The 19,062-nt window shown below is 68.5% G+C and carries 19 protein-coding genes; 9 read left to right on the forward strand and 10 right to left on the reverse strand.

The window, feature by feature from the left end; genetic code table 11:
* Nucleotides 1-23: 23 nt before the first annotated feature.
* Both K340_RS0113635 and K340_RS29955 read right to left on the reverse strand, forming a co-directional pair.
* Nucleotides 24-1,604, reverse strand: a complete 1,581-nt coding sequence (locus tag K340_RS0113635; protein WP_029137127.1) for an FMN-binding glutamate synthase family protein — start codon at nt 1,602-1,604, stop codon at nt 24-26.
* A 15-nt stretch (nt 1,605-1,619) separates the two neighbouring features.
* Complete coding sequence (locus K340_RS29955; RefSeq protein WP_051266240.1) at nt 1,620-2,732, reverse strand: N-acetylmuramoyl-L-alanine amidase; 1,113 nt, start codon at nt 2,730-2,732, stop codon at nt 1,620-1,622.
* A 101-nt stretch (nt 2,733-2,833) separates the two neighbouring features.
* Between K340_RS29955 and K340_RS29960 the strand changes: the two genes are divergently transcribed.
* Together K340_RS29960 and recR are read left to right on the forward strand one after the other, a co-directional pair.
* Nucleotides 2,834-3,241: a YbaB/EbfC family nucleoid-associated protein gene (locus tag K340_RS29960; protein ID WP_051266244.1), complete on the forward strand. Its 408-nt coding sequence runs from the start codon at nt 2,834-2,836 to the stop codon at nt 3,239-3,241.
* Nucleotides 3,242-3,245: 4 nt separating this feature from the next.
* Nucleotides 3,246-3,848: a recombination mediator RecR gene (gene recR, locus K340_RS0113650; protein ID WP_029137128.1), complete on the forward strand. Its 603-nt coding sequence runs from the start codon at nt 3,246-3,248 to the stop codon at nt 3,846-3,848.
* A gap of 98 nt (nt 3,849-3,946) precedes the next feature.
* Here the strand turns inward: recR and K340_RS0113655 are convergent, their stop codons facing one another.
* Entirely contained in the window at nt 3,947-4,543 is a 597-nt protein-coding gene (locus K340_RS0113655; protein ID WP_029137129.1) for a TetR/AcrR family transcriptional regulator, read from the reverse strand.
* A gap of 94 nt (nt 4,544-4,637) precedes the next feature.
* On the opposite strand from K340_RS0113655, the gene K340_RS29965 reads away from it, so the two are divergent.
* Entirely contained in the window at nt 4,638-5,897 is a 1,260-nt protein-coding gene (locus tag K340_RS29965; protein ID WP_051266250.1) for an MFS transporter, read from the forward strand.
* 16 nt (nt 5,898-5,913) lie between these two features.
* Here K340_RS29965 and K340_RS29970 read toward each other — a convergent pair whose 3' ends face one another.
* Nucleotides 5,914-6,501, reverse strand: a complete 588-nt coding sequence (locus K340_RS29970) for a uridine kinase family protein (RefSeq protein WP_169726913.1) — start codon at nt 6,499-6,501, stop codon at nt 5,914-5,916.
* Entirely contained in the window at nt 6,498-7,328 is an 831-nt protein-coding gene (locus tag K340_RS0113670) for an Fpg/Nei family DNA glycosylase (RefSeq protein WP_029137130.1), read from the reverse strand. The genes K340_RS29970 and K340_RS0113670 overlap by 4 nt, the downstream gene beginning before the upstream one ends.
* Before the next feature lie 142 nt (nt 7,329-7,470).
* Between K340_RS0113670 and K340_RS0113675 the strand changes: the two genes are divergently transcribed.
* The 3 genes from K340_RS0113675 (at nt 7,471) to K340_RS37540 (ending at nt 10,142) form a co-directional block, all read left to right on the forward strand.
* On the forward strand, nt 7,471-8,601 hold the full coding sequence (locus K340_RS0113675; RefSeq protein ID WP_211229428.1) for a DUF2332 domain-containing protein: 1,131 nt from the start codon (nt 7,471-7,473) through the stop codon (nt 8,599-8,601).
* Nucleotides 8,602-8,845: 244 nt separating this feature from the next.
* Nucleotides 8,846-9,853 (forward strand): chymotrypsin family serine protease, encoded by a 1,008-nt coding sequence (locus K340_RS0113680; protein ID WP_154674255.1) that lies wholly within the window; start codon nt 8,846-8,848, stop codon nt 9,851-9,853.
* A 37-nt stretch (nt 9,854-9,890) separates the two neighbouring features.
* Nucleotides 9,891-10,142: a trypsin-like serine protease gene (locus tag K340_RS37540; RefSeq protein ID WP_407662228.1), complete on the forward strand. Its 252-nt coding sequence runs from the start codon at nt 9,891-9,893 to the stop codon at nt 10,140-10,142.
* Between the two features lie 22 nt (nt 10,143-10,164).
* Here K340_RS37540 and K340_RS35920 read toward each other — a convergent pair whose 3' ends face one another.
* The 5 genes from K340_RS35920 to leuA all read right to left on the reverse strand — a co-directional run bounded on the left by K340_RS35920 (nt 10,165) and on the right by leuA (nt 15,200).
* Nucleotides 10,165-10,989 carry a hypothetical protein gene (locus K340_RS35920; RefSeq protein WP_154674256.1) on the reverse strand — a complete coding sequence of 275 codons (825 nt, stop codon included), beginning with the start codon at nt 10,987-10,989 and terminating at the stop codon, nt 10,165-10,167.
* Entirely contained in the window at nt 10,982-11,443 is a 462-nt protein-coding gene (locus K340_RS35180) for an RNA polymerase sigma factor (protein WP_161632106.1), read from the reverse strand. Before K340_RS35180 ends, K340_RS35920 begins: the two co-directional genes overlap by 8 nt.
* A gap of 207 nt (nt 11,444-11,650) precedes the next feature.
* Nucleotides 11,651-13,000 (reverse strand): NADP-specific glutamate dehydrogenase, encoded by a 1,350-nt coding sequence (gdhA, locus tag K340_RS0113695; protein WP_029137135.1) that lies wholly within the window; start codon nt 12,998-13,000, stop codon nt 11,651-11,653.
* A gap of 9 nt (nt 13,001-13,009) precedes the next feature.
* Nucleotides 13,010-13,348, reverse strand: a complete 339-nt coding sequence (locus tag K340_RS34360) for a cupin domain-containing protein (protein WP_154674257.1) — start codon at nt 13,346-13,348, stop codon at nt 13,010-13,012.
* 25 nt (nt 13,349-13,373) lie between these two features.
* Entirely contained in the window at nt 13,374-15,200 is a 1,827-nt protein-coding gene (leuA, locus tag K340_RS29980; RefSeq protein WP_051266256.1) for a 2-isopropylmalate synthase, read from the reverse strand.
* 384 nt (nt 15,201-15,584) lie between these two features.
* Here leuA and K340_RS0113710 point away from each other — a divergent pair, with 384 nt between their 5' ends.
* From K340_RS0113710 to K340_RS0113720, 3 genes are all read left to right on the forward strand, one after another.
* Entirely contained in the window at nt 15,585-16,538 is a 954-nt protein-coding gene (locus K340_RS0113710; protein WP_211229429.1) for a carbohydrate ABC transporter permease, read from the forward strand.
* Nucleotides 16,539-16,540: 2 nt separating this feature from the next.
* Nucleotides 16,541-17,455, forward strand: coding sequence for a carbohydrate ABC transporter permease (locus tag K340_RS0113715; protein WP_029137137.1), 915 nt, complete (start codon nt 16,541-16,543; stop codon nt 17,453-17,455).
* Between the two features lie 85 nt (nt 17,456-17,540).
* Entirely contained in the window at nt 17,541-18,968 is a 1,428-nt protein-coding gene (locus tag K340_RS0113720; RefSeq protein ID WP_051266259.1) for an ABC transporter substrate-binding protein, read from the forward strand.
* The last annotated feature ends 94 nt before the right edge of the window (nt 18,969-19,062 follow it).

The raw sequence follows: 19,062 nt of genomic DNA on the forward strand, positions 1-19,062 counted from the left end.
CGGCGGAGCGCGATGGGTAGCGGTCAGTCCTGCGCGACCGGTGACTCGAGTGCGCTGCTGGCCTCGGTGCCGGTGTGCTGCAACACCCTCAACAGCTCGGCCCGATCGGGGGCCGACGGCAGCCCCCAGCCCGACCGGTAGCCGAAGAGCTCGGCCAGCGGGGTGGCGCGGCTCTCGCCATCCATCACCTCGATGTCGTCGATCGAGATCAGGGCGGGGTGCGGTACTCCGCAGGCCTCGGCGACCTTCACCAGGTCCCGGCGCAGCGCGCGGACATAGTTGGCCAGCCGTACCGACTTCAGCTCCGGGTCCAGTCCGTGCTGCAGCCACGGGTCCTGGGTGGCCACTCCGGTCGGGCACCGGTCGGTGTGGCAACGCTGCGCCTGCACGCAGCCGATCGCCAGCATCGCCTCCCTGGCCACGTTCACCATGTCGCAGCCCAAGGCCATCGCCACTACGGCATTTCGCGGCAGGCCGAGCTTGCCGGAGCCGATGAACGTCAGCCGGTCCGTCAGCCCGGCCTCGGCGAACTGTCGGTAGACCCGGGCGAAGCCGACCCGGAACGGCAGGGACACGGCGTCGGTGAAGACCAGGGGAGCGGCGCCGGTGCCGCCCTCGCCGCCGTCGATGGTGACGAAGTCCAGGCCGCGGTCGCCCGGCGTCATCAGCTCGGTCAGCTCCCGCCAGAAGTCCAGGTCGCCGACCGCCGACTTGATGCCGACCGGCAGACCCGTCGCCTGGGCGAGCAGCTCGGCCCAGTCCAGCAGCCCGTCGACGGTGGAGAACTCGGCGTGCCGGGACGGGCTGGCGCAGTCCTTGCCGACCTCGATGCCGCGGATGTCGGCGATCTCCTTTGTCACCTTCGCCCCCGGCAACATGCCGCCGAGGCCGGGTTTGGCGCCCTGGGACAGCTTGATCTCCAACGCCTTCACCGGTGCGGAGGCCACCAGGTCCTTGAGTCGCTCGAGGTCGAACCGGCCGCTCGAGTCGCGGCAGCCGAAGTAGGCGGTGCCGATCTGGAAGACCAGCTCGCCACCGCTGCGGTGGTACGGCGACAGGGCGCCCTCGCCGGTGTCCTGCAGGCAGCCGGCCAGCGCCGCGCCCTTGTTCAGCGCGGTCACCGCGGCCGCCGACAGCGACCCGAAGCTCATTCCGGAGATGTTCACGATCGACGCCGGACGGAATGCCCCGGCCCGGCCCCGTGGGCCGCCGAGCACCTTCGCCGACGGCAGCGCTACGTCCTCACCGCTGTGCTGTCCGGTCGCCGGCCCGACCGGAGACAGCGTGCGGTGCTTGATGATCGCGTAACCCTGGGTGTGTTCGATGTCCTCGTCGGTGCCGAAGCCGAAGTAGTTGTTCTCCAGCTTCGATGACGCGTAAATCCAGCGCCGCTGGTCCCGGCTGAACGGTCTCTCGGCGTCGTTGTCGGTGACGATGTACTGGCGCAGTTCGGGCCCGATCGCCTCCAGCAGGTACCGCAGGTGCCCGATCACCGGGAAGTTGCGCAGGATGGCGTGTTTGCGCTGGGTCAGGTCGTAGGCGGCCAGCGCCGCGCCGGCGGCGGCCGGCAGCGCGGCGAGCTTCCCCAGGGTTTTCCAGGCCATGATCAGCGCCGGCCGTCAGCCGCCGTTGACCAGGAAAGCGACCACGCCGGCAGCGATGCCAGCGGCGTACTTGTCCTGTCCGGCGGCCGAGGTCATCGGGCCTGCGTCGGTGGCGCTCTTCATGTTGCCCATCTCCAGCATCACCGTCGGCCGCATCGACAGGTTGAGGCCGCTCAGGTCGCTGCGCTGCCACAAACCGTTGTCCCCCAGGCTGTTGCTCGGGGTCGAGCCGTCGCCGACCAGCCCGTCCCGGATGTCGGTGGCCAGCCGGTGGGACTCGGCGGCCATCGCGGCGCCGGCCGGCGCCCGTTCCGCCGTCATCACATAGAAGCCGTGCACGCTCTCGTGCAGGTCGCCGTCGCCGTGGATGGAGACGACCGCGTCGGCGTTGTTGTCGTTGCCGACCGCTGCGCGCTCATTGACGCACGGGCCGACGCCGTCGTTGGAGTCGCGGGTCATGATCACCGTGATGCCCTTGGCCTCGAGCTTCTCCTTGAGCAGCAACGCGGTCTTCCAGTTGAACAGCGACTCGGTGTAGCCGTCCCTGGTCTCGGTGCCGGTGGTGTTGCAGTCCTTCATCTCACCGAACCCGGCCGGTACCTGCTGGGTGATGATCTCCGGATGGGCGTTGTTCTGTCCATTGTGCCCCGGATCGATCACCACCACCTTGCGGGTCATCGTGCCGCCGCTGTTCTGCTTGGTGGACACCGGCGCCTTCGTGGTGCTCGGCGGTTGCGAAGTGGTGCTGTGCTGTGTGGCCGGCGGCTCCGCGGCCTTCGAGGTGGACGGCGTGGGGGGCGGGACGGTGACCGTGGTGGTCACGTCGACCGTGGACGATTTCGGCGGCACGGTGGTCGCCCGCTCGCTGGACGTGGCCGTCGTCTTCGCCGGCGACGACACGGTGGTCGACCGGGTCGCCGAGGAAGCCGACGACGTTCCCGCGGCGGTCTCGTCCAGCCCCGGGACGGTGACCGTCGGTCCGGTGGGTACCGCGACCACGCTGGACGGCGCCGGCGTTGCGGTCGCCGAAGTCGGATCCGCGGTGCTGGCCGCACCGCAGCCGACAAGCAGCGGCAGCACCGCAACGGCGACGGCGAGCAGGCTGACGACTGGCTTTCGGGCACGCATGCGTCCACAGTGCCAGCCGGATGCCGATCGGCCGCGTCAACACGTCGGAGAGTCGCGCACCAGTAGGCTTGCGCATGCCGTAACCCTCGTGAGGAGACCCGATGCAGCCAGGAATGCCCGATTTGAGCCAGATCGTGCTGAAGGCGCAACAGATGCAGGAAGCCGTCGAGCGGGCGAAGGATTCGCTGGCCGAGACCGAGATCGCCGGCAGCGCCGGCAGCGGACTGGTGACGGCCGTGGTCAGCGGTGACGGCGAGCTGCGCTCGGTGACGATCTCACCGGACGCCGTCGATCTCGACGACCTGGAGACCCTCGGCGATCTGGTGGTCGCGGCCGTGCGTGATGCCAGCCGGCAGGCCAAGGAGCTGGGCGAGCAACTGATGGCCGGCGCCACCGGCGGCTTCGACCTGGAATCGCTGGGCCTCGGCGGGTTCGGTCTGCCGCAGCCGCCGGCGCCGCCGGGTTCGGCCCGGACGGGTGAGCTGCCCGCAGCCGGACCGGAGGCCTGAGGCGTTGTACGAGGGTCCGGTCCAGGATCTGATCGACGAGCTCGGCCGGCTACCCGGTATCGGCCCGAAATCGGCCCAGCGCATCGCCTTCCACCTGCTGACGGTCGATCCGGCCGACAACGACCGGTTGCGGGAGGCGCTGCGGCGGGTCAAGGAGGACGTCAGCTACTGCACGGTCTGCGGCAACGTCGCCGAGGGCGAGCTGTGCCGGGTGTGCGCCGATCCGCGCCGCGACCTGGCGCAGATCTGCGTGGTCGAGGAGTCCAAGGACGTCGCCGCGATCGAGCGGACCAGGGAGTTCCGCGGCCGCTACCACGTGCTCGGTGGCGCGATCTCACCGATCGACGGGATCGGCCCCGACCAGTTGCGGATCGCCGAGCTGCTCAAGCGGATCGCCGAGCCGGGGGTGGCCGAGGTGATCCTGGCGACCGACCCGAACCTGGAGGGTGAGGCCACCGCCACCTACCTGACCAGGATGTTGCGCACCTTCCCGGACCTGACCGTCAGCCGGTTGGCGTCCGGGCTGCCGGTCGGCGGCGACCTGGAATACGCCGACGAGGTGACCCTCGGCCGCGCCTTCGCCGGCCGCCGCATCGTCGACTCCTGACCCCCTGCCCAGGCGAGGATCCACCTCGGTCGCGAGGACGGAATTAGCTCGTTCGTCACTCCCGTCACAAAAGATGGGAAGTTGATCCTCGCGCGGGGTCAGGACGCCGCGGCCACCAGCCGATCCACCAGCTGACGGGTCAGCTCCGGGTCGGGGGCCGGCAGTCCGCAGACGGCGGCCAGGTACATGCCGTTCCCGACCTGCAGGATGATCTCGGCAGTCACCGGGTCGTCGACCGACTGCCGGATCGGTTCCTCCCAGGCCGCGAAGATATCCGCGAACAGCCCGGCCACCCGGTACTCGTCATCGGCGCCCGTGCCCGTGCCCGTGCCCGAACCTGGCCCCGATTCCTGCCCGGCCGCCGACCCGACCTGGCCGCCCTCGTTGCGGATCCCGGTGATCAACGCGGTGATGAAGCCGCGCTCCTGCTCGTCCCGCGGCGCCGAGTACTCCAGGAAGGTTCTGACCACGTCGTCCCGTGAGGTCAGCCCGGACAGCTCCGCGGCCACCGCTTGCTTGGTCTGCTCGAGCAACCCGTGGAACAGCTCCTGCTTCGACGGGAAGTGATAGAGCAGCCCGCCCTTGGAGACCCCGGCCGCCGCGGCCACGTTCTCCAGGGTGGCGGCATCGGTGCCGCCGCTGGCGAGCAATCCGCGCAGAGCGGTCAGAATCCGGTCGCGGGTGTCGGTGGCCATGCCGTAAACTGTACCGGCCGGACGGTTCACCTCCTTCTCGATCAACGAAGCACTGGGTTTCCGGCCCCAGGACGCTTCGAACGGAGCAATTCCCGTGTTCGGCCCCTACCTCCAGGTCCTCCGCCGCCCTGGAGCCGCGCAGTTCTCCGCCGCCGGTGCGCTGGCCCGGATGCAGATGTCGATGGCCGGCGTCAGCGCTGTCCTGCTGGTGTCCGCGGTCCGCGACTCCTACGCGCTCGCCGGGATCGTCTCGGCCACGTATGCCGTCTCCGGCGCGCTGGTCGGCCCGCAGATCTCCCGGTTCATCGACGCGCGCGGGCAGCGGAGCATCGTGCCGCGCCAGTTGGCCGTGCACCTGCCGGCGATGGCGGCGCTCATCGCGCTGGCGGTGTTCACCCCGCTGAACTGGCCGATCGTCGCGATGGCCTTCGTGGCCGGCGCCTCGCAGCCGAACGTCGGTCCGCTGGTGCGGGCCCGCTGGTCGGCCATGCTCTCCGGCACGCCGCAGCTGCGGACCGCCTTCGCCTGGGAGTCGCTGATCGACGAGGCAGTCTTCATCGTCGGACCTGTCCTGGCGACCTTCCTTGCACTGCAACTGTTCCCGTCGTCGGCGATCATCGTGGCCACCCTGTTCCTGGCGATCGGGCTGTTCTTCCTGGTGCGTCAGGTGGGTACCGAACCGGCGCCGTCCGGCAACCTGCGCGGGGTCGGTGGCCGGTCGGCGATCCTGCTCCCCGGCCTCGGCGGCATCGTGGCCATCTCGGTGCTGCTGGGCGGCGTCTTCGGCACCCTCGAGGTGGCGACGCTGGCCACCACCAAGGCACTCGGCCAGCCGGGAACGGCCGGCGGGCTGCTGGCGCTGTATGCCTTCGGTTCGCTGTTGTCCGGGCTGGTGTTCGGCGGGTTGAACCTGAAGGCGTCGTTGCTGCGGCAGTACATCACCGCGCTGGCCGCGCTGTCGGTGGTGTCGTTGCCGGTGGTGTTCATGGGCTCGGTCTGGCAGCTGGCGATCGGCATGTTCGTCGCCGGCCTGGCCTGCGCCCCGGCGCTGATCGCCGGAATGTCGCTGGTGGAACGGATCGTGCCGGCGGCCAGGCTCACCGAGTCGATGGGCTGGGTGAGCTCGGGTCTGGCCGTCGGCATCGCGATCGCCATGCCCATGGCCGGCTTCATCGCCGATCACTACGCGCCGCACCTGTCGTACCTGGTGCTGTCCGGCTGCGCGATCGGTGCGTTCGTGATCGGGCTGGCGGTGCTGCGCGCGCTGCGCAGGGCGCAGCCGGCCACCGGGCCGGGCGCGCCGGCGGATCCGGCCGGGGTGGACGAGCCGTTGCTGGAGGGCAGCGCGGGCTGACGGCGACCCGCGCCGGTCAGGGGACCGGCGCGGTGCCGTCGAGTCTGACGTCAGCCCGTTCCCTGGTCCGGTCGCCGGCGAACATCGCCGCCTCTTGCAGCGCCCAGCGCTGCCAGTTGGGCCGGTAGGCCTCGCCGTCGCGGGCGATGCCGCGGTCGAACCTGATCGGCTCCGGTGCCTCGACCCACAGCAGCAGGTCGAGCAATGGCGCCGCTGTCAGGGCGCCGGATCCGACGCCCTCGACGATCAGTACCTGGGCGGCCGGCACCTCGCACCACTCGGCGTACCGGTCGGCGGTCCAGTCGTACCGGTGATACCGCGCCCGGCGGCCGGCGGCGACCGGCTCCAGCACCCAGCGGAGCAGGTCGCCCGGCAGGTCAGCGAGCCCGTCCCAGCCGGCCAGCAGGTCGTCGACGTGTATCAGCGCGACACTCCGGTGCCGAGCGGCGACGGCATCGCCGAGCCGATCGGCCAGCGTGGTCTTGCCGGAACCGGACGGACCGTCGATCGCGACCACTGCGGTCGGTGGGTGCCTCGGGTCGAGCGCGAGGATCGTGTTCGCCACCTCGGTCAGCGACGGATTCGAGCGCGCCGGGCTGCTCATCGGCCCCGCCGGCGGGTGCGTCGCTGACATCCGGGGCACCAGAACAGGTTGCGGCCGGCCAACTCGGCGATCCGGACCTTGCTGCGGCAGACCAGGCACGGCTGACCGGCCCGGCGGTAGACGTAGACCTCGCCGCCGTGGGCGTCGACCCGCGGCGGGCGCCCCATCGCCTCCGGCTCGTGCTCGGGCCGGACGGTGTCGATCCGCCCGGTCTGCACGCCGTGGCGCATCAACTGTTGCAGATCGGCCCACATCGCCTGCCACTCACCGGGTTTGAGCAGGCGACCTTCCATCATTGGGTCGATCCGATGCCGATACAGCAGTTCGGCGCGGTAGATGTTGCCGACGCCGGCGGCCACCCGCTGGTCCATCAACAGCGCGGCGATCGGGGTCCGCGAGCGGGTGATCCGGCGCCAGCCCGCGTCGGGATCCGCATCCGGGCGCAGCGGGTCGGGCCCCAGCCGCGCGGTCAGCGCGTCAACCTCGCCGGGCGTCAGCAGCTCGCAAGCGGCCGGCCCCCGCAGATCAGCGGTGCTGTGCGGAGCCTCGGTGGTCAACCGCCAGCGAATCGCACCGATCACCGGTGGCGGGTCACCATCGGTGAAGCCGATCTTGCCGGCCAGGCCCAGATGGACATGCACGATGCGCTCGCCGAACGTCAGGAACAGGTGTTTGCCGTGGGCCTCGGCATCGTCCAGCCGTCGGCCGTCGATCAGCAACGATTCGGCGACGAAGCGGCCCTGTGGGCTCGACGAGCGGGTCGGCAACCCGCGGAACCGCTCGGTGAACTCGGCAGCCAGCCGATGCAGCGTGTGGCCCTCAGGCATCGGCGCCGCGGGCCGGCCGATGCCGCCGATGAACATGCATCACATCAGTGTCCCGCACCCGCCGGCCGGGGTCGTCCACGGACCTCCCGGCCCGTCGACAAGATCGCCAGCCGCCTACAGTTCGACTATGGCGGACGGCGCGATGACGAACAATGCAAGGACGAACGGTGGGGCGACGAACGGCGCCGTGAACGGTGCGGTGCCGGACGGTGTGCGCGGCCTGGTCGGCGCCGGTGACTCGCGGATGGTCGAGCTGTTCCGGCAGCAGGCACGGGCCTGCGCAGCGCTCGGTTCGCCGCTGTACGGCCGGCTGATCGACCTGGTGGCCGACGATATCGCGGCCGGCGGCCCGGCGGCCGCCGTGCTGGCCGGCCACCAGGACGACCCGGGGCCGTCGGCGCTCGCCCTGCGGCTGATGGGAACCGCGCACGGCATCGCCCTGGCCGGCGAAGCGCCGGAGCTGGCGGCGCACTTCCCGAGCTGCGGCGGAGACAGCGACGCCGACCTGGCGTGGCCGGCGCTGCAGGCGTTGTTGCGGGATCAACCGGACCGGTTCCGGGAGGGCTTGGCGTCGGCGCCGCAGACCAACGAGGTCGGCCGGTCGGCCGCGCTGATCGGCGCCCTGTTGCACGTCGTCGGGCCGGACCCGCTGCCGGTGCGGCTGTGGGAGATCGGCGCGTCCGGCGGGCTCAACCTGCGGGCCGACCGCTTCCGGTTCGTGGCGGCCGACGGCCCGGTGTGGGGCGTGATGTCGCCGGTCGAGCTGGATCCGGCCTGGAACGCCCGACCGCCGGATGCCGTCGGTGGACTGCAAGTGATCGAACGGGTCGGCGGTGACCTGAACCCACTGGACCCGTCCACCGATGCCGGCGCGATCCGGCTGATGTCGTACGTCTGGCCGGATCAGACGGCGCGGCTGCGGCGGCTGCGCGGCGCGGTGGAGATCGCCAGGGCCTACCCGGCCCGGCTGGTCCGGTCCGGCGCCGCCGACCTGCTGGACACGCTGGAACTGCAGTCGGGGGCGCTGACAGTCCTCTGGCATTCGGTGACGTGGCAATACCTGGCCGATGACGAACAACGGCGGGTGCTGGCCCGGATCGAGCAGCTGGGCGCGACGGCGACCGCCGACCAGCCGTTCGTGCACGTGGCCTTCGAACCTCGCCGGGTCGATGAAGGGCATCCGTTCCTGGTGACCGCGCGGAGCTGGCCGGGTGGCGAGGAAAGGGTGCTGGGCCAGGCCCCGCCGCACGGCATCCCGGTGACCTGGGCGTAGCGGGGTTGTCCCGGGCGCTGGTGGGACAAGTGCGCTACGGGTGCCGTAGCGGAGTTGTCCCGGAGGTCCGATCGACCCCAAGAGACCCGGTGCAGCGTTGCTCGCATCCTCGGTACTGGCCAAGGCCAGCACCAGTTTCGGTCTGAGCACGGGCACGGCGGAGGTGCACGCCACCCACTTAGGGGTCTGCCCTGCATGCCGGGTTCGAGATGCAGTAAGTCCGGAGTGGTACTACCTTCGCGCCATGCGAAATTCATCCCGAACGCGCAGAACGATCGGATTGGGTGCCATTGCCCTGCTCATGGTCGCGCCCGCGGTTGCCACCGCGAACGCGGCCCGGGCCTCTCTGGCGGTGGCAATCGAGTGGTCGGACGAGCTGCAACTCGCCAAGCATGCTCTCGTGCCGCTTGCCGAGTCCACGTTCGGCGATCGCTTCACGGTGGTGACGTTCAACGAGCTGAACCAGGTCGTGGTGAAGCTGATCGAACCGACACCTGCGGACACCGCCACCGTGGATCAACTCGCGGCGACTGCGGGGGCGATCCTGGAGGGGAAGGTGCTTGTCGAACCAGCCCACTACACGTTGCGGCAGATGGCGGCGATCATGTCGCGGGCACGGGCGATTATCGCGACGCCCGAGCGGGCTGCCGGGTGGTCGCTGGATGTCGATGAGGTCGGCGAGGTGGTGCGGATCAAAGGTCCGCGTGAGGTGCTTGACTCGATTGCAGCCGACATCCCGGACCTTGGAATGCCAGTTGTGTACGCCGAAGCTCCGGCTGCACACCCAGACGCCTGCCACGGAGCACAGCTACCTCCAGGCAACAACCGTTGTGATCGCCCGATTCGCGGCGGCGTTTGGATGGAGGGCTGCACAGCGGGGTTTGTCGTCCGCAGCAACAGTGATCACAAGCCTTACATCCTCACCGCCGGCCACTGCGTCGCGGAACCGATCCGACAGGATGGTTACAAGAATGCCTGGGACGCCAACATGGTTGCGCACCCTATCGGCAAGGGCCACAACACAAGCTACTTTCACAACGCATCGCACCCTGCGATGAACGGCGACGCGGGCATTGTCTATATCGAAAAGTCGGGCGCTGTCGCAGGAGAATGGGGGCCACTACACGCCTGGGTAATGGTGCGGACCGGAACATCGCAAGCTGACGCGAAGCCAGACCCTGTCGACGACTTCGACTACAACCGTCTTGGACCAGGTGCCGCCTTCTCAGTCCTACGACGATCGAGTGTGTGAGACCGGCACGACCACCGGAAAGTCCTTCTGCGGAAGAGTGCTGGCCGTGGGTATTTCGACCGACTACGGAACTCAAGGATCGGAGGTTGACGGTCAGGCCCATCACAACATTGACGGCCTTTCGGAGGCTGCCTATTGCCGGCGGGGCGGTGACAGCGGCGGTCCGGTGTTCGCTTCGCATCGGGCTTACGGCACGCATTCGGGAGGGTCCGCGGTGTGTGACGCCCTGTTCTATCCAATCCTCTATGCCGAGGCGGACTTGAATGTCACAGTCGCGACCGGGACCTGAAACGTGAACCTCTCGGCGATGTCTACTTGTCTCGCGCCGGAAGATGGATCGTTGGCCCGATGACCGAGACGTCCAGTGGATGATCCGGCGTAAGGCCGTCTGGAAGGCGCACGACGGAGGTGTACGGCCGGAGGTCGTCTGTACAGGCCCACACGATCGGTCCGGTGTGCGTGCCGATGACGTCGTCCGTTCCGCTCAGGATCAAGTTGACCGAATGCGGGCCCGTCTGCTCGATCGAGATGACCCGCCTGGCACACCAAAGTGAACCGCTCCCGAAGGTGGTCACGAGCAGGAGGTCGTCGTTCTTGGCCCACATCACCGAAACAAAGCTCGCCGGATAGTCGGCCGGGTTAGTCTTCAACGTCGACGGTGCCAGCGACGATGCTGGAAAACCGGGACCTGAGGAAACCACCTCGCCAGAGTCCGAAACACGTTCACTTGGGGTACCTGTCGCGCCCGCACTACTGGTGGCAACCACAGTGTTGCTACCTTCAACCGTCGATGGGGCTGACGGTGTCGACGCCGTTTGTTGCACCGCTGTGCCCACCGCGGCCGTGTTTTCGGCCGGTGGACTGCTCACCGCAGGCCGCCGCGCGGCAACCGCGATTGCGACCGCCCCGACGACGATCACCAACGCCACGGCTGCTACCAGCAGTGGCAGTCGTGGTCCCGCAATGGCTCGCATTGGACGGCGGCGGCCGGTCACGTCCTCCCAGCGCAGTGTGCCGGTGTGCTGCCCTGCCTGTCGTTCCAGGCTGTGACGGAGCACCTCTTCTTCAGCCGGATCCAATTCCGGGAGATCTGCGTTGTTGCCACTCCGGCCGGTATCGTGCCCGTCGCTAGTCATTGTCGCCCGCCTCCTTGAGCACCCGCCGCAGCGCCGTGTGCGCTCGTGACAAGTGTGTCTTCACTGCCCCCGGCGTTACGCCCATCGCCGCAGCAACGCCGTCACCGGTCAGATCCAGCCAGTACCGCAACACCACTGCCTCCCGCTGTCGCGGCGGTAGCGAACCCACTGCTCTGGCGACCGCGCCGTCGGGCTCCGTCGGAGACTCGACGGTCGCGGGCTCGGCGCCGACACGAGCAAGACGTCGTTGGGCCATCTGCGCGCGCCGCTGGCGGTCCCGAACTAGATTGACGATTGTGCGGTACAGATATGCGCCCGCATCTGCGGGAAACGCACCGTTTCGGTGCAGCAAGCGTGCGAATGACTCGGCGACCACGTCTTCCGCATCGTCAGCTCCGAGTAGGCCGGCCAGACGCACGTCAGTAGTCCAGCGCGTCTCGAACAATGTGCGCACTGCCTGCTCCCGGGGGTTCGGGCCCACCGCGTCTCCGTCCGCCGTTCGGCTTCCTACTGTGAACGACGGACATCACCCGCCAAATGGTTGACACTCGATCGGGTTGCATCCCGCAGAGTTGTGATGGCATTCCGTGGTTGTTCTACCGCCACAACCACGGATTGCCATCACAACGGCAGCGGCGGCCGGGACAACCGCGATGCGGCGTCAGACCAGGCCCTGGGCCATCATCGCGTCGGCCACCTGCAGGAACGAGGAGATGTTGGCGCCGGCGACGTAGTTGCCGGGCTGTCCGAACTCGTCGGCGGCCTCGGCGCAGCGTTCGTGCACCGCGCTCATGATCTCGCCGAGCCGCTGCTCGGTGTGCTCGAACGTCCAGGAGTCGCGGGACGCGTTCTGCTGCATCTCCAGCGCGCTGGTGGCCACCCCGCCGGCGTTCGCCGCCTTTCCGGGGGCGAACATCACGCCGGCATCCTGCAGCAGCCGCACCGCGTCCGGGGTGGTGGGCATGTTGGCGCCCTCGGCGACCGCGACCACGCCCGCGGCGATCAGCGATTTCGCGCCGGTGGCGTCCAGCTCGTTCTGGGTAGCGCAGGGCAGCGCGACCTCGCACGGCACGTCCCAGACCGAACCGCCCTCGACATACTGGGCTGACGAACCCCGCCGCTGCGCGTAGTCGGCCACCCGCAACCGGTCGACCTCTTTGGTCTGGATCAGCAGTTCGACGTCGAGCCCCGAGTCGTCGACCACGTAGCCGTTGGAGTCCGAACAGGCGACGACGGTGGCGCCGAACTCGGCGGCCTTCTGCGCCGCGTACAGCGCAACATTCCCGGAGCCGGAGACGACCACCCGGCGGCCGTCCAGCCCGGATCCCTTGGTGCGCAACATCTCCTCGGTGAAGAACACCGCGCCGTAGCCGGTCGCCTCGGTGCGGACCAGGGCGCCGCCCCAGCCGACGCCCTTGCCGGTCAGCACTCCGGATTCGAAGCGATTGGTGATCCGCTTGTACTGCCCGAACAGGTAGCCGATCTCCCGGCCGCCGACCCCGATGTCGCCGGCCGGCACATCGGTGTACTCGCCGATGTGCCGGTACAGCTCGGTCATGAACGACTGGCAGAACCGCATCACCTCGGCGTCGCTGCGCCCCTTCGGGTCGAAGTCGGAGCCGCCCTTGCCGCCGCCGATGGGCATCCCGGTGAGCGCGTTCTTGAAGGTCTGCTCGAAGCCGAGGAACTTGACGATGCCCAGGTACACCGACGGGTGGAACCGCAGCCCGCCCTTGTACGGCCCGAGCGCCGAGTTGAACTCGACCCGGAAGCCGCGGTTGATCTGCACCTGGCCGGCGTCGTCGGACCACGGCACCCGGAAGATGATCTGCCGCTCCGGCTCGCAGAGCCGCTCCAGTACCGCATGGTCGGCGTACTCGGGATGCTTGTCGACGACCGGGTTCAGCGATTCCAGTACCTCGTAAACCGCTTGATGGAACTCGGTTTCGCCCGCGTTACGACGTAGCACCGTCTCATATACCGAGATCAGCGTCTCATGTAGGTCCGTCACGTTCGCAGATTACCCAGCCCCACCCGGGTCCGGCGAACCGGCCCATTCCAGGATGGCGAGGGTCGCCGGTGCATCGGCCCTGGTCTCGTGCTCCTCGCCCGGCGCGAACAGCACGGCCTCACCCGCCGAGAGCGACTGCCATCGTCCGTCGTCGCCGGCCACCGTGACGGTGCCGGCGACGACGGACAGCAACTGCGGGCCGACCGCGGGATGACGGCCGAGAACCGCGCCGGCGGCCAGCTCGGCGACGGCCATGGTGGTCGGGCCGTCGGTGCGGAACCTGGCCTGCGGGTCTGCGGTCGGCAGATGCATGGTCACCCCGGTCGATCCGAATCGTTCGATCGGCATCGCGTCGACCCGGATCCGGCGCACGTCAGCGCCGGTCGTCGACCGGGGCGCCGTCGGCCTCGGCCGAGCGATTGACCGCCGAGATCACCGCCCGCAGTGAGGCGATGGTGATCGAGGAGTCGATGCCGACGCCCCAGAGCACCTGCCCGTCGATCGCCACCTCGAGATAGGCGGCGGCCCGCGCGTCGCCGCCGGCCGACAGCGCGTGCTCGACGTAGTCGAGTACGCGTACGTCATACCCGTTGCCGGACAACGCGTTGCAGAAGGCGGCGACCGGCCCGTTGCCGGACCCGGAGATCACCTGCTCGGTGCCATCGATCACCACCCTGGCGGTGACCGTGTCCGGTCCGTCGTCGTCAGGGCTCTCCACCTTCGCCCGCAGCAGTTCCAGCGGCGTGGTCCGCTGCAGGTATTCAGTGGCGAAATAGTCGTACATGGCCTTGGGGGACACCTCACCGCCCTCGCTGTCGGTGAAGCCCTGCACCACCTTGGAGAACTCCATCTGCAGCCGGCGCGGCAGGTCGAGGCCGTGCTCGGTCTTCATGATGTAGGTCACGCCGCCCTTGCCGGACTGCGAGTTCACCCGGATCACAGCCTCGTAGCTGCGACCGACGTCCTTCGGGTCCACCGGCAGATACGGCACCTGCCAGGTGAACTCCTCGACCGGGACCCCGGCCGAAGCGGCGTCCCGGCGCAGGTGATCGAAGCCCTTGTTGATCGCGTCCTGGTGCGATCCGGAGAAGGCCGTGAACACCAGGTCGCCGCCGTACGGGTGGCGTTCCGGGACCGCCAGCTGGTTGCAGTACTCCACGGTGCGGCGGATCTCGTCGATGTCGGAGAAGTCGATCTGCGGGTCGATGCCCTGGCTGAACATGTTGAGCCCCAACGTGACCAGGCAGACGTTGCCGGTCCGCTCGCCGTTGCCGAACAGGCAGCCCTCGATCCGGTCGGCGCCGGCCATATACCCCAGCTCGGCGGCCGCCACTCCGGTACCGCGGTCGTTGTGCGGGTGCAGCGACAGGATGATCCCGTCCCTGCGCTCCAGGTTCCGGTGCATCCACTCGATCGAGTCGGCATACACGTTGGGGGTGGCCATCTCGACCGTTGCCGGGAGGTTGACGATCATCGGCCGGTCCTGGGTCGGTTGCCAGAGCGCCGAGACGGAGTTGCAGACCTCGACCGCGTACTCCAGCTCGGTGCCGGTGTACGACTCCGGCGAATACTCGAAGCGCCAATCGGTCTGCGGATATTTCTCGCTCCAGCGCAGCACCTCCTCGGCGCCACTGGTGGCAATGCTGGTGATCCCCGCCCGGTCCAGGCCGAACACCACCCGGCGCTGCAGGGTGGAGGTCGAGTTGTACAGGTGCACCACGGCCGAATGGGCGTTCTCGACGGCCTCGTAGGTGCGGGCGATCAGCTCGGGGCGGGCCTGGGTCAGTACCTGGATCCGGACGTCCTCGGGGATCGCGTCCTGCTCGATGATCTCGCGGACGAAGTCGAAATCGGTCTGGCTGGCGGCTGGGAAACCGACCTCGATCTCCTTGTAGCCCATGGCCACCAGCAGATCGAACATCCGGCGTTTGCGGGCCGGCGACATCGGGTCGATCAGCGCCTGGTTGCCGTCCCGGAGGTCGACCGCGCACCACAGCGGCGCCTTGCTGATCACCTTGTCCGGCCAGGTCCGGTCGGGCAGGTCGATCGGGGTGAACGGGGTGTAGCGGCCGAAGTGCATCTGGCTGGGCCGCTGGCGGTTCCAGGCCGGCTGATCGGCCGGAACGTCACCGGCCGGGGTGCTGATGCCGGGGTAGGCGGCGGGGCTGGGCGAACCGGGGCGGGTGGAAACGGTGGTCATGGTGGGTGTCCTGTCCGAGCTGGGAGGGAGAGGACCGGCGGGCGTCCCGAAGGATCAGCAAAGCCCCGCGACGGAGGAGCCGGTCGGATCAGGCCCCGTCGCGGCGGCTAAGGAGCAGGCCGTTGGACGGCACTGCGATGCGCACCACGGGATCACTGTAGCGCGGTCGTGCCCGATCCGTTACCTGAGAAACCCGCCTGGCTCTGCCGTCGGCGTGGTTCGTGTGCTTAAAGTGTTCGACGACCGGTCACCGAGGCGTTGCCTCGCGGACATTTCTCGGCCCGAGCCTGATCGGACCGAGAGCCCAGGCAACAGCCGACCTCGGATCCGGTCGTTGGACCGAACACGACGACGTGCCGGACCGAAAGTCGAGGAGGATTGCCTGTGGGCGCCACGGTGACGGATCGGACCGGCGTACCGGCGGCCGGACCGACGAAGCCGAAACGGCTGCGGCGGGGGTTCACCGCACGGGACCGACGCGACTTTCCGATCTTCTTGATCCTCGCCCTGCCCAACATCCTGCTGATCATGGCCTTCATCTACCGGCCGCTGATCACCAACATCTACTACTCAACGCTCAACTGGACCCTCGGCAGCAAGTACGCGACCCCGATCGGCCTCGGCAACTACCGGGAGTTCTTCACCGACCCGGACTCGCTCGGGGTGCTCAAGACGACGGCCATCTTCACCGTGGCCACCGTCGGCGGGTCGATGGTGCTGGGGCTGATGCTCGCCACCGTGCTCAACCGCCCGCTGCGCGGCCGCACGTTGGCCAGGGCGACGGTGTTCGCCCCGTACGTGCTGTCCGGCGTGGGCATCGGCCTGGTCTGGGTGTTCATCTTCGACCCGGTGGTGGGGGTGCTCGGTGCCGTCTTGCGGGCGATGGGCGGTACCAGCCCCGAATGGTTCAACAAGCCGGGCCTGAGCCTGGTGATGGTGATCATCGTCTACGTCTGGAAGAACACCGGCTACTGCGCGGTGATCTATCTGGCGGCCATGCAGGCCGTGCCCAAGGACCTGCTGGAGGCAGCCTCGATCGACGGCGCCAGTTCCTTCCGGACCTTCCGGTCCGTCGTCCTGCCGCTGCTGTCGCCGACCACCTTCTTCTTGCTGCTGACCACGATGCTGAGTTCGCTGCAGGCGTTCGACCTGATCCGGATCATGACGCCGCTGGGCAACGGCACCACCACCTTGATGTACGACGCCTACCTGCAGGCGTTCGGCGGGTACAACCGTGCCGGTTACTCAGCGGCGGTGGCCACCATCTTGTTCGCCATCCTGCTGGTGATGACGGTCGTGCAGTTGTCCTTCATCGAGCGGAAGGTGCACTACGCATGAGTGTGGCGATGCCGGCCGCCGGGTCACTCGGCGAGAACCTGCCGGAGAACGAGCGCAACGACGCGAACCGGCCGCCCGGTCCGCTGTCGAGGTCGAATGTCGTCGCCACCTTGGTCACCGGCTATCTGCCGTTGCTGCTGGCCACCCTGATCATCGCGCTGCCGCTGATCTGGATGGTGCTCGGCTCACTGAAGTCGCCGGACGAGATCGTCACCCAGGACTTGGTGCTGCTGCCCAAACACCCGGATCTTGATGCCTACGGCCAGGCCGCGGAGCGGATCAGTATCGGCCGGCTGTTCCTGAACTCGGCGATCGTCACCGTGGTCGGGTCGACCATCAAGGTGATCCTGGCGATCACCTCGGCCTACGCGTTCGTGTTCGTCCGCTTTCCGTTCAAGCGGGTGTTGTTCGTCGGCGTGTTGGTGGCCCTGATGGTGCCGCCGCAGGTGGCGTTGGTCCCGAACTACGTGCTGATCTCCGGGCTCGGCGGGGTGAACACCTACTGGGGCATCATCCTGCCGGGGCTGGGCACCGCCTTCGGCACCTTCCTGCTCCGGCAGCATTTCCTGTCGCTGCCCACCGAGATCATGGAGGCCGCCGAGATCGACGGCGCCAGCCACTTCAAGCGGATGATGCGGGTGGTGGTGCCGATCTCCGGACCGACCATCGTCACGGTCGCGCTGGTCACCATCGTCAACGAGTGGAACGACTACATCTGGCCGTTGGTGATCACCAACGACGAGTCGCGGATGACGTTGCCGGTCGGCCTGACCTTGCTGCGCAACATCGAGGGCGACGCCAGTGCCTATCCGGTGCTGATGGCGGGTGCGGTGATGGTGATCGTGCCGGTGCTGGTGATCTTCGCCGCGCTGCAGCGGTTCATCGTTGCCGGGCTCACCCAGGGAGCCGTCAAGTGACCCGCCGAGAATCTGCACCAGCTGGTGCCCACTCCTGTTACCCATCGTGCTGTACCCGTGCAGTACCCGCTGAAAGGAACCAGGTATGACGCTCAACCTCCCCGATCCGTTGGCCGCGCTCGGCATCAAGAAGCTCGACCGCAGGCGCTTCCTCGGGCTGGCCGGCCTGGGGGCCGGCGCCATGGCGTTGGCCGCCTGCGGCGGCCCGGAGACGGCACCGCCGAGCACGCCAGCGGCCGGCGGCGCCGCAGGTTCCGGTGCTGCCGGGTCCAGCGGCGCGGCGGCCGGGTCGGGCACCGACTGGGCCGGGGTCAAGCCGGCCACCTCGATCACCTTCTGGACCAACCACCCCGGTAGCTCGGAGGATGTGGAGAAGGCGATCATCGCCGACTTCAACGCCAACAACCCGGACAAGATCCAGGTCAAGATGGTGACCGCCGGCTCGAACTACGAGGAGGTGGCACAGAAGTTCCAGACCGCGCAGAGCGGCGGCGGGCTCCCGGACCTGGTGATCTTCTCCGACGTGTGGTGGTTCCGCTACTACATGCAGAAGTCGATCCTGAAGCTCGACGACCTGCTCACCGCGGTCGAGCTGGACACCTCCGCCTACCGGGAGAGCCTGGTCAAGGACTACCAGTACGCCGATGGCCAGTGGGCGATCCCGTACGCCCGTTCGACGCCGCTGTTCTATTACAACAAGGAGCACTGGAGCAAGGCCGGACTGGAGGACCGGGCACCCAAGACCTGGGACGAGTTCGCCGAGTGGGCGCCGAAGCTGGCGGCGGCCGGCCTCGGCACGCAGCACGTCTACCAGCTGCCCGCGCTGGCCGACTACGCCGGCTGGGCCTTCCAGAACAACCTGTGGGGTTGGGGCGGCGGCTGGTCCAAGGAGTGGGACATCACCTGCGACTCGGCCGAGTCGGTGGCCGCCCTGCAGTTCCTGCAGGACTCGGTCTACAAGGACAAGTGGTCAGGCGTCTCCAGCAAGGCGGCCACCGACGACCTGGCGGCCGGCGCGGTCAGCGCGACCGTCGGCTCCACCGGCAGCCTGGTCGGCGTGCAGAAGACCGCCAAGTTCGATGTCGGCGTCGGTTTCCTGCCGGGTGGGCCGAAGGTGGACAAGCCGGTCTGTCCGACCGGTGGTGCCGGCCTGGGCATCCCGATCGACATCGCGCCGGAGAACCAGAAGGCGGCCGCGCTGTTCCTGAAGTTCCTGACGAACGCGGAGAACACCGTCAAGTTCTCCGCCGCCACCGGCTACATGCCGGTACAGACGGACGCCGACACCAGCGCGCTGGTCAAGGCGAATCCGTTGGTGCAGACCGCGATCGACCAACTCGCGGTGACCCGCCCGCAGGACAACGCCCGGGTGTTCATCCCCGGCGCCGACCAGGAGATGGCCAAGTCGTGCGCCACCATCCTGACCTCGCAGGGGTCGGTGCAGGACACCATGACAGCGTTGAAGGCGACGCTGACGAAGATCTACAACTCCGAGGTCAAGCCGAACCTGTAGATCGGCGCCCGAAGGGACAACCCCGCTACGCCTGCCGTAGCGGGGTTGTCCCGCTGCTGGGACAAGTGCGCTACGCCTGCGGTAGCGGGGTTGT

Source organism: Nakamurella lactea DSM 19367, from assembly GCF_000426645.1.
GTDB lineage: Bacteria > Actinomycetota > Actinomycetes > Mycobacteriales > Nakamurellaceae > Nakamurella > Nakamurella lactea.

Bases quoted from the DNA above. Each gene is read 5' to 3' on its own strand.
- K340_RS29960 (WP_051266244.1), top strand. From the start codon at position 2,834: ATGCAGCCAGGAATGCCCGATTTGAGCCAGATCGTGCTGAAGGCGCAA.
- K340_RS0113675 (WP_211229428.1), top strand. From the start codon at position 7,471: ATGACGAACAATGCAAGGACGAACGGTGGGGCGACGAACGGCGCCGTG.
- K340_RS29955 (WP_051266240.1), bottom strand. From the start codon at position 2,732: ATGCGTGCCCGAAAGCCAGTCGTCAGCCTGCTCGCCGTCGCCGTTGCG.
- K340_RS35920 (WP_154674256.1), bottom strand. From the start codon at position 10,989: ATGACTAGCGACGGGCACGATACCGGCCGGAGTGGCAACAACGCAGAT.
- K340_RS0113680 (WP_154674255.1), top strand. From the start codon at position 8,846: ATGCGAAATTCATCCCGAACGCGCAGAACGATCGGATTGGGTGCCATT.
- K340_RS0113655 (WP_029137129.1), bottom strand. From the start codon at position 4,543: ATGGCCACCGACACCCGCGACCGGATTCTGACCGCTCTGCGCGGATTG.
- leuA (WP_051266256.1), bottom strand. From the start codon at position 15,200: ATGACCACCGTTTCCACCCGCCCCGGTTCGCCCAGCCCCGCCGCCTAC.
- K340_RS29970 (WP_169726913.1), bottom strand. From the start codon at position 6,501: ATGAGCAGCCCGGCGCGCTCGAATCCGTCGCTGACCGAGGTGGCGAAC.
- K340_RS0113670 (WP_029137130.1), bottom strand. From the start codon at position 7,328: ATGCCTGAGGGCCACACGCTGCATCGGCTGGCTGCCGAGTTCACCGAG.
- K340_RS0113720 (WP_051266259.1), top strand. From the start codon at position 17,541: ATGACGCTCAACCTCCCCGATCCGTTGGCCGCGCTCGGCATCAAGAAG.
- K340_RS0113635 (WP_029137127.1), bottom strand. From the start codon at position 1,604: ATGGCCTGGAAAACCCTGGGGAAGCTCGCCGCGCTGCCGGCCGCCGCC.
- K340_RS34360 (WP_154674257.1), bottom strand. From the start codon at position 13,348: ATGCCGATCGAACGATTCGGATCGACCGGGGTGACCATGCATCTGCCG.